This is a genomic window from Aquabacterium sp., from assembly GCF_049274795.1.
Lineage (GTDB): Bacteria > Pseudomonadota > Gammaproteobacteria > Burkholderiales > Burkholderiaceae_C > Aquabacterium.
Map to the genome: position 1 here is coordinate 228,265 of NZ_JBASTH010000120.1, position 9,261 is coordinate 237,525.

Genomic DNA, 9,261 nt, shown 5'->3' on the forward strand with positions numbered 1-9,261 from the left:
CATCCTCGGGAAGCACTTCCTTGCCAGCCGGCCGATTCATTTCCTTCGAAGGCATCGACGGGGCCGGCAAGACCAGCCACCTCAACGAGTTGGAACGCCGCTGGCGTGAGGCTGGCCGCGATGTGGTGCGCACGCGCGAACCCGGCGGCACGCCGCTGGCGGAATCCCTGCGCGAGCTGGTGCTGCACCGCCCGATGGACGCACTCACTGAATCCCTGCTGGTGTTCGCGGCCCGCCGTGACCACCTGACCACGGTGATCGAGCCGGCCCTGGCCCGTGGCGCCTGGGTGCTGTGCGATCGCTTCACCGATGCCACCTTTGCCTACCAGGGCGCTGGTCGTGGTTTCGATCTGGCCCCGTTGAGCACGCTGGAAGCCTGGGTGCAGCAAGGCCGCCAGCCGGACCTGACCCTGGTGTTCGACGTCGATCCCGCCGTGGCCGCCCAGCGCCTGAGCGCTGCTCGCAGCCCGGACCGTTTTGAGGCCGAGGACACCACCTTCTTCCAGAAGGTGCGCGCGGGCTACCGCCAGCGCATCGACGCCAACCCCGCACGCTATGCCGTCATTGATGCCGGCCAGACACCCGAAGCAGTGGCTGGACAGGTGCAGGCCGTGCTGACCGAGCGGGGGTGGTGGTGAGCCTGCTGCGTTTGTTGCCCTGGCAGGACGGCGTTCTGCGGGAGGCCCTGGGCCGTTTGACGTCGCCGGCCGGTTTGATCCACGGCCACCCGGGCTGCGGTCAGCTCGAACTGGCCCTGGCCCTGGCCAAGGCCTGGCTGTGCGAATCGCCTGAAAGCGTGGCGGCCAGTGGTGCCGTGCCCGCTTGCGGCCGTTGCCCGGCCTGCCACCTGGTCGATACCGGCTACCACCCCGATCTGAAGGTGCTGGTGCCCGAAGCCCTGCGCGGCAGTCTGGGCTGGGATTTCGGCGCCGACGACGGCGATGCCGACAAGGGCGAGGCCAAGAAGCGCAAGCCCAGTCAGGAGATCAAGGTCGATGCCGTGCGCGAGGCCGTGGCCTTCTGCCAATCCACCGTGTCGCGCGACCGGGCCAAGGTGGTGCTGATCCACCCCGCCGAGCGCATGAACACGGTCTCGGCCAACACCCTGCTCAAGACGCTGGAAGAGCCGCCCGGCCGTGTGCGCTTCCTGCTCAGCTGTGGCTCGATCGACGATATCCTGCCCACGGTGCGCAGCCGCTGCCAGGCCTGGCATCTGCCGCTGCCCGAGGCAGCCGCAGTGCTCGATTGGTTGTGCACATCCCATCAGGGCCTGTCGGGTGCTGATGCCGGCATGGTGCTGGCCGCTGCCGGCGGCAGCCCGCAGGGCGCGGCCGAACTGCTGGCGCTGGGCTGGACGGCCGCCGCCTGGCAACGCCTGCCCAAGGATGTGGCCCAGGGCGTGGCCGGCGCCTGGGCTGGCTGGCCCTTGCCCCTCCTGATCGATGCCTTGCAGAAGCTCTGCCACGACCTGGCACGGGTCGGCGCTGGCGGCCCGCCCAGGTTCTTCCCCGCCCAGGCCATTCCTGCGGATGCGCACCTGCCGCGCGTGACCGCCTGGGCCGCCGAGTTGCGCCAGGCCCGTCGGCATGCCGACCACCCCTGGAACGCCGGGCTCAAGGTCGAATCCTTGCTGTTCCAGGCACGCAGCGCCGTGCAGCCGGATGCCCCCCGCGCTCGCGGGTAAACGTGCTCGAAATCACGCCCGCCCCCCTGCAGGGGCCGCTACACTGGGCGACGATGACCGATTACCAGTCCACAACTGCTCCGTCAACCTTCGCCGGTACCGGCCCGGGTCGCCTGCCCGTGGTGGGTGGCGCTGGTACGGCGGCTGCGGCCACCTCTCCGAACCGGCCGAGCGTCATCCAGCTCGTGTTCCGCGAGAAGGGTGCCCTGTACGCTGCCTACATCCCCTCGTTCGTGGATGGCGGCCTGTTCGTGCCCACCACCCGCGAGTACGGCCTGGGCGATGACATCTACCTGCTGCTGTCCCTGCCTGATGATGCCCAGCGCTACCCCGTGGCCGGCAAGATCGCCTGGATCACGCCCTCGAACGCCTCGGGCGGTCGCACCCAGGGCGTGGGCGTGAAGTTCCCCAACGACGAGAAGACACGCCTGCTGCGCGTCAAGATCGAGCAGGTCCTGGGCACGGCGTTGTCGTCGTCCAAACCCACGCAGACGCTCTGAGCGCGCTTTCGGCGCACAATGCTGGGCGGCCCTTGAGGCCGCCTTTTCATTGCCCCACGTTGTCATCGGTCCCCGCCATGTTCGTCGATTCGCACTGCCACCTCAATTTTCCTGACTACGCCGACAAGGTGGACGCGGTGCTGTCGGACATGGCGCAGGCCCTGGTCGACCGCGCCCTGTGCATCAGCACCACGCTGGAGGATTTCCCGCAGGTGCACAAGCTGGCCGTGACACACGGCAACCTGTGGGCCACGGTGGGCGTGCACCCAGACAACGAAGGCGTGCAGGAGCCCTCCCTGGACGACCTGCTGCAGCGCGCCGCCTTGCCCCGCATCGTCGGCATCGGCGAGACGGGCCTGGACTACTACCGCCTGGGCGATCGCACCCTGGCCGACATGGAATGGCAGCGCGAGCGCTTTCGCGTGCACATCCGCGCGGCGCTGCAGACCGAACTGCCCCTGGTGATCCACACACGCCAGGCCAGCGACGACACCCTGGCCATCCTGCGCGAAGAAGGGCAGGGCAAGGCGGGCGGCGTGTTCCATTGCTTCACCGAATCGCAGCAGGTGGCCCGGGCTGCGCTCGATCTGGGCTTCTACATTTCCTTCTCGGGCATCCTGACCTTCAAGAACGCCGCCGACCTGCGCGAGGTGGCCAGGTTCGTGCCACTGGACCGCTGCCTGATCGAAACCGACAGCCCCTACCTGGCCCCCGTGCCCTACCGTGGCAAGACCAACACCCCCGCCTACGTGCCCTACGTGGCGCAACAACTGGCGGATCTGAAGAGCGCCTCGCTGGAGGACGTGGCCCACGCCACCAGCCGCAATTTCGAGACTTTGTTCTCGCGCACTGCGGTGCAGTAAAGGGTTTGCCTCCGAGGCCCCGGGGGAGCCGTGTCAGAAAATTTCTGACAGAAGGTATGGCGTTGCGGTGACTGGTTGAGGCCACGTGCAATGCCTACAGTGTGACTCATCACATCGGCTCACGTCTTTTCACTGGAGGCACCATGCAGAACCAAGGCATCTACGCAAACCCGTTTGCACTGATGATGGATCCCCAGGCTGTGTTTGACGCCATGTCGCGTTCGGAGCGCCTGAACCGTCTGCAAAGCCGTGTGTGCCGTCCTCTGGACAAACCGCTGATCCCCATGGTGGGCAATGATGCCGACCTGGAAGTCGACAGCGACGCTGAAGTTTCCCTGGCCTGAAGCCCTGCACGAGAGGGCCGTCACCGACGGCGCTCTGGCGACGCTCCAGGCCGCGATGATTGCGGCAAAAGTGTGTGTTGGTTCGCAGCCCGCCCTTATGGACGGGCTTTTTTTATGCGCAAAGCGCTTTGGCTTGGCTCAGTGCCGCGAACCGAGCGCCGGGTATTGCTGCTCCAGCCGGCGTCCCAGCGTGGCCACGCCCTGGCACATCAGCACATAGGCCAGGGCGATCACCAGGTAAGCCTCCAGGAAGAAGGGCCGCCAATCGGCATCGCCGTTGAGGCTCATGGACATCGCGCCCGTGAGTTCCTGCAGGCTCACGATCATCACCAGCGAGGTGTCCTTCAGTACACCAATGCTGTGGTTGACCAGCGAGGGCAGGGCGGTGCGAAAGGCCTGCGGCAGGATCACCCGTTTCTGCGATGTCCACCAACCGGCGCCCAGCATGCGAGCCGCCTCGGACTGCTCACCGGCAACCACGCGCAGGCTGCCGCGCAGGGTCTCGGCCGCATAGGCAGCGGAAAACAGCACCGTCACGATCAGCACGCGCCCGACCGGCCCCACGCCCCACGAGGCCGGCAGCAAGGCGGGCAGGACAAAGGCTGCCATGAACAGCCACATGACCAGTGGCCCGCCCCGCACCACCTCGATGAAGGCCGCCGCAGGCCATGACAGCCAGGCCCGGCGAGACAAGCGTGCCCAGGCCAGCAACACGGCCAGCGGCAGGCTCAGGGCCAGGCTGGTGACCGTGAGCAGCACGGTGAGCGGCAGCCCGCCCCACAGGCGCGAATCCACCGCTGGCAGGCCACCCCAGCCACCGGCCAAAGCCGCCAAGCCGACCAGCCAGGACAGCAGTGCCGCACCCATGGCCCATCGGGCGCGGGGTGTTCCCAATTGCCCCCGCCAAGCCGGCACGATCAAGGCCGTCAATGACACGGCCCAGCAGGCCAGGGCGAGCGTGGCACGCCCATGGTGCTCGAAGGGGTAGCGGCCGAACAGCCACCATCGCCACTTTTCGGCCACGACACCCCAGCAGGCGCCCTGGTGCCCCAGGGCCTTGCAAGCGTCCAGATCGGGCCGGAAGACGGCCTGCAGCAGCCCCCAATCCACCACGCGCCAGAGTACCCAGCCCAGCAGCAACAGCACCGGGGCCTGCCACAGCCAGGCCTTGGCCTTGCGCCTGGGATCACCCAGCCAGGCCGCGCTCATGCCGTGCCTCCGGCGCCGGTGCGGCGATCAACCCAATGCATGGTCAGCGCCACCGTCCACGACAGCAGCAGATAGATGCACAGCATCAGCGTGATGCATTCGAAGACGCGGCCCGTCTGGTTCAGCGCCGTATTGCCCACCGACACCAGATCGGGGTAGCCCACGGCCACCGCCAGCGGCGAGTTCTTGACCAGATTGAGCAACTGGTTGGTCAGCGGTGGGCGGATGGCGCGCAAGGCCTGCGGCATCAGCACCTTCCAGCGCACCTGCGCGGGCGTGGCGCCCAGTGTTTCGGCCGCCTCCAGCAGGCTGCGGGGCACGGACAGCACCCCGGCGCGCACCACCTCGGCGATGAAGGCTGCCGTGTACAGGCCCAAAGCCAGCAGCACCGCCAGGAACTCGGGCGTCACGGCCGCACCGCCATCCACATTGAAAGTGCCTTGCACGGGCAGGCTCCAGCCGCCCTGCACAGGGTCCCACCAGGGAAAGGCCAGCCCGCCCTTGCTCAGCATTACGCCGGGCAGCAACTGCACGGCCTCCATCGGCTCTGGCAGCCATTCCACCATCAGGAAGTACCACATCAGCAACTGCACCAGCAAAGGCACGTTGCGCACGCTGTTGACCACGAAGGTGGACAGGCGCCGTGGCAAGGGCAGGGCCGACAGGCGCCCCAGCCCCAGCAATGTGCCCAGCGTCAAGGCCAGCACGATCGCCGGGATGCTGACGCGCAAAGTGTTGCTGAGCCCGACGCCGAAGGCCTGCCACAGCGGCTGCTCCGCGCTGAACAGCCAGGGGCCGGTCTCACCGATGTCAAAGCCCGTGGGCTGGCCTAGAAATTCAAACATCCGCGGGGCTGATGCCTGTCAGCGCAAGGGCGGCGGGTACATCAGCCCCCCCTGGTTCCACAGGCGGTTGAGCCCACGTTGCAGCTTGAGTGACGAGCCTTGGCCCACATTGCGCTCGAAGATCTCGCCGTAGTTGCCCACGGCCTTCACGGCACGCAGCGCCCACTCCTTGTCCAAGCCCAGCAGTTTGCCCATGTCTTCACCCCGGCCCACGAAGCGCTGGATGGCAGGGTCGGACTCGGCCTTGCGCTTGTCGATGTTGGCCTGGGTCAGGCCCAGTTCCTCCGCTTCGAGCAGGGCGTAGATGGTCCAGCGCACGATGGCCAGCCATTCGTCGTCGCCGCGCTTGATCATGGGGCCCAGCGGCTCCTTGGAGATCAGCTCGGGCAGGATCAGGTAGTCATCGGGCTTGGGGGCTTCCTTGTTGCGCACCACGGCCAGCCCCGACACATCGGTGCTGTAGACCTGGCAGCGGCCCGAGAAGAAGGCCTTGAACGCGGCCTCGAAGGTCTCGTAGACCACGGGCTTGAGGTTGAGCTGGTGGCGGCGGGAGTAGTCGGATACGTTCTTTTCCGTGGTGGTGCCCGCCTGCACGCACACCTGCGCGCCCTTGAGTTGCTTGGCGCTGGTCACCTTGAACTTCTTCGGGATCAGAAAGCCCTGCCCGTCGAAGTAGGTCACGGCCACGAAATGAAAGCCCAGCGAGGCATCGCGTGTGAGCGTCCACGAGGTGTTGCGCGACAGCAGATCGACCTGCCCCGACTGCAGCGCCGCAAAACGTTGCTGCGAGTTCAGCGGGGTGTAGTTCACCTTCTCGGGCTTGCCCAGCACCGCGGCGGCCAGCGCCTTGCAGACATCCACGTCCAGGCCCTTCCAGCGGTTGCCGGCCTCCGGGGCGGAAAAACCCATCACCCCGGTGCTCACGCCACAGCGCAGCTCACCACGTTGCTTGATGCCGTCGAGGACCTTACCGGCCTGGGCCAGCCCTGACAGCAACATCAGGGTGAGCACCAGTGCCCCGCGCACCCACATCCGTGAAGGACTTGCGCAAACCGGACAAACTGTCATGACTATAGGGAAACCGTGCAGTAAGACACAGGCCGCAGCATAAGCGATGCCTGCTATGTTGTCCTCCGACGGGATGACAGCATGATGGACAGGTCGACTTTGGTAACGGAAACATTGAACCACGGCTTTGCCGGGCTCAGATTTCCTGCGCCCATCGAAGCGCGGTTCATCCAGGACAGCGCCTCCCAGCGGCTGCTGCTCATCCAGATTTCCGGGATCGCATCGGTCGTATTTTTCGCCGGCGTGCTGGCCGCCGATCTGTTCATGATCCCGGATCAGATATCGCTGGCGCTGGCCCTGCGCGTGGGCGTGTACGCGCCCACCTGCCTGGCGGGGCTGTGGCTGTTGAGCCGCTTCGACTGGCCACGCCTGCGAGAGTGGGGGGCAACGGGCGCGGGCCTGCTGGCCGCTGCCATCTCGATCGTGCTCAGCCTGAGCAGCCATTCACCCCAGGCCCTGGCCCACCTCGTGATCCTCAACATGGTAGTGATCTACGCGACCATGATCGGCCGCTTCTGGCCCATGCTGGTGATGTGCGTGCTGATCGCCGCCGGCCACATGGCTGCCGTGCTCATCAAGGGCGAACTGCTCAGCAGCCTGGGCATGGCGACGACCTTACTACTGCTGTCCACCATGGTCTTCACGCTGTATGGCAACTACGCGCTGGAGCACTCCGACCGCAAGGTCTACTTGCTCGACCAGCGCGAGGGTGCCCTGCAGGCCGAACTGGCGCAGACCAACGACACCCTGGCGCGCTCGGTCCGCACGGATCCGCTCACGGGCCTGCCCAACCGGCGCCACTTCGATGATTTCATGGGCCAGGTGTGGGCCCATTCACAGGCACAGAGCACCTCCATGGCCCTGCTGCTGATCGACATCGACCACTTCAAGCGCTACAACGATCTGAAAGGCCATCCGGCCGGAGACCGCTGCCTGCACGACGTGGCCGAGACCCTGGGCGCCTGCGTGCGCAAATCAGGTGATCTGCTGGCGCGCTGGGGGGGCGAAGAGTTTGCCGTGGTGATGAGCAACACCTCACTGGAATCCGCCACGGTGACGGCCCAGCGCATGGTGGAGGCCGTGCGTGCCCGTGCGATCCCGCATGGCGCATCGCCCAGCAATACGGTGCTCACGGTGAGCATCGGCGTGGCGGCACTGACGCCAGCCATCAGCCACACGCCCGAGAACCTGATCGAACAGGCCGATGCCGCGCTGTACCTGGCCAAGGTCAACGGGCGAGACCGCGCCCAGGTCAGCCAGGGGCAGCCCCCCACCAGCATCAAGGCCCGCGCATGATCCCGGCCAGCATGAGCCGCAGCCTGCCCAGGCTGCGCTTTGAGTCAGCGCAGGATGAGCACCATTTCGACAAAGCCTCCCAAGCCTCGCGGTTGCGGTACTTCCTGATCAGCGGTTGGGTGTCCTTGCTGATCTTCAACGGTTTCCTGGTGGTGGACTGGCTGGTCAGCCCTGACGTGTTCGCACTGGGCGTGCTGGTGCGCCTGATGATCTTCACCTCTTTCGGAATCGCCACCATGCTGGTGGCCTGGCGGTACCGTCCGGTGGTGCTGGCCCTGCCATCGGGCTTTGCCGAAGGCATGGTGGTCATGACCGGTGTGCTTGCGGCCCTGAGCGTGGCCGTCGTGCTGAGCAGCCCGGCCATGCGTGACAGCCATTGGTCTGTCCACTATCACGGTGGGTTCGTGCCGGTCATCATGTATGGCACCGTGGTACAGCGTTTGCGGTTTCGCCATGCGGCGGTTTTCGCCGGCATCGTCCTGCTGATCCACTGGGCCTGCATGGCGACAGGGCCGCGCGAAGCCAATGCCCCTGTGATTCCGATGCTGCTGTTCGTCTCCTCCGTGGCGATGTATACCCTGATCATCAACTACCGGCTGGAGTACGAAGAGCGTCAGCAGTTCCTGCGGCACCAGCGGGGCCAGGTGCTGCTGGCACAGCTGGACCGTTCCCGCATCGAGCTTGAAAAGGCCTCACGCTGCGATCCGCTGACCGGTGTGGCCAACCGCCGCGCCTTCGACCTGGCCATGCAGGAAGCCTGGGCGAACGCCGTGGCGCAAGGCGCGCCCTTGTCACTGCTGCTGGTGGATGTGGACCACTTCAAGGCCTACAACGATTTCTACGGTCACCCCGCTGGCGACCAATGCCTGCGCACAGTGGCGCAGACGCTGCAAGCTGCCGTCAGCACCCACCAGGGGCTGGTGGCACGGTGGGGAGGCGAAGAGTTCGCCGTGGTGTTGCCAAGCTGCGCCCTGGCCGAAGCGCAGGATGTGGCCGCGCGGGCCCGTCAGGCCATCCAGGCAGCGGGCTTGCGGCACGAGCGATCGGCCACCGCGGCCACTGTCACCGCGAGCCTGGGCGTGGCCTCGGCCGTGCCCATCAACGGTGGAGACTGGGCCGAACTGCTGGCCCGGGCAGACGCCGCGCTGTACGAGGCCAAGCGGGGAGGGCGCAACCGCGTGAGCACGCTGCACCGCCCCGAGATGCTCGCCAGCTAATGTCCTGTCCTGCAAATAATTGGCATTAATCATGCACGCCTTCGCGGTACCCTGACAACGGAGATACCGTGATGAGAACAGGCAGACCGAAGACTGAATTGTTGCTGGCAGCCGAGGATCGTTCGCAGCTTCAATCCTTTGCCCGCAGCCGCTCACTGCCAGCGGCATTGAGTGCCAGGGCTCGCCTTGTTCTGCGCAGCGCCGATGGCGAGCCCAACAACTCGATTGCCGAACG

General features: G+C 66.3%; 10 protein-coding genes. 7 read left to right on the forward strand and 3 right to left on the reverse strand.

The window, feature by feature from the left end:
* Positions 1-20 precede the first annotated feature (20 nt).
* The 5 genes from tmk to WAQ08_RS20515 all read left to right on the forward strand — a co-directional run bounded on the left by tmk (position 21) and on the right by WAQ08_RS20515 (position 3,391).
* Positions 21-638: a dTMP kinase gene (gene tmk, locus WAQ08_RS20495; protein WP_422194285.1), complete on the forward strand. Its 618-nt coding sequence runs from the start codon at positions 21-23 to the stop codon at positions 636-638.
* Positions 635-1,684, forward strand: coding sequence for a DNA polymerase III subunit delta' (locus WAQ08_RS20500; RefSeq protein WP_422194287.1), 1,050 nt, complete (start codon positions 635-637; stop codon positions 1,682-1,684). Before tmk ends, WAQ08_RS20500 begins: the two co-directional genes overlap by 4 nt.
* 53 nt (positions 1,685-1,737) lie before the next feature.
* Positions 1,738-2,184: a PilZ domain-containing protein gene (locus WAQ08_RS20505; RefSeq protein ID WP_422194289.1), complete on the forward strand. Its 447-nt coding sequence runs from the start codon at positions 1,738-1,740 to the stop codon at positions 2,182-2,184.
* A gap of 77 nt (positions 2,185-2,261) precedes the next feature.
* Positions 2,262-3,047 carry a TatD family hydrolase gene (locus WAQ08_RS20510; RefSeq protein ID WP_422194312.1) on the forward strand — a complete coding sequence of 262 codons (786 nt, stop codon included), beginning with the start codon at positions 2,262-2,264 and terminating at the stop codon, positions 3,045-3,047.
* Positions 3,048-3,190: 143 nt separating this feature from the next.
* Entirely contained in the window at positions 3,191-3,391 is a 201-nt protein-coding gene (locus WAQ08_RS20515) for a hypothetical protein (RefSeq protein ID WP_422194291.1), read from the forward strand.
* Between the two features lie 138 nt (positions 3,392-3,529).
* Here WAQ08_RS20515 and WAQ08_RS20520 read toward each other — a convergent pair whose 3' ends face one another.
* From WAQ08_RS20520 to WAQ08_RS20530, 3 genes are read right to left on the reverse strand one after another with little or no spacing between them, the layout of a single operon-like run.
* Positions 3,530-4,600: an amino acid ABC transporter permease gene (locus tag WAQ08_RS20520; protein ID WP_422194293.1), complete on the reverse strand. Its 1,071-nt coding sequence runs from the start codon at positions 4,598-4,600 to the stop codon at positions 3,530-3,532.
* Positions 4,597-5,445: an ABC transporter permease subunit gene (locus tag WAQ08_RS20525; RefSeq protein ID WP_422194295.1), complete on the reverse strand. Its 849-nt coding sequence runs from the start codon at positions 5,443-5,445 to the stop codon at positions 4,597-4,599. Before WAQ08_RS20525 ends, WAQ08_RS20520 begins: the two co-directional genes overlap by 4 nt.
* 18 nt (positions 5,446-5,463) lie before the next feature.
* Entirely contained in the window at positions 5,464-6,477 is a 1,014-nt protein-coding gene (locus WAQ08_RS20530) for an amino acid ABC transporter substrate-binding protein (protein WP_422194296.1), read from the reverse strand.
* Between the two features lie 120 nt (positions 6,478-6,597).
* On the opposite strand from WAQ08_RS20530, the gene WAQ08_RS20535 reads away from it, so the two are divergent.
* Positions 6,598-7,809: a diguanylate cyclase domain-containing protein gene (locus WAQ08_RS20535; protein WP_422194298.1), complete on the forward strand. Its 1,212-nt coding sequence runs from the start codon at positions 6,598-6,600 to the stop codon at positions 7,807-7,809.
* A complete protein-coding gene (locus WAQ08_RS20540; protein WP_422194299.1) occupies positions 7,806-9,026 on the forward strand; it encodes a diguanylate cyclase domain-containing protein in 1,221 nt (406 codons plus the stop codon). Before WAQ08_RS20535 ends, WAQ08_RS20540 begins: the two co-directional genes overlap by 4 nt.
* Positions 9,027-9,261: the final 235 nt, after the last annotated feature.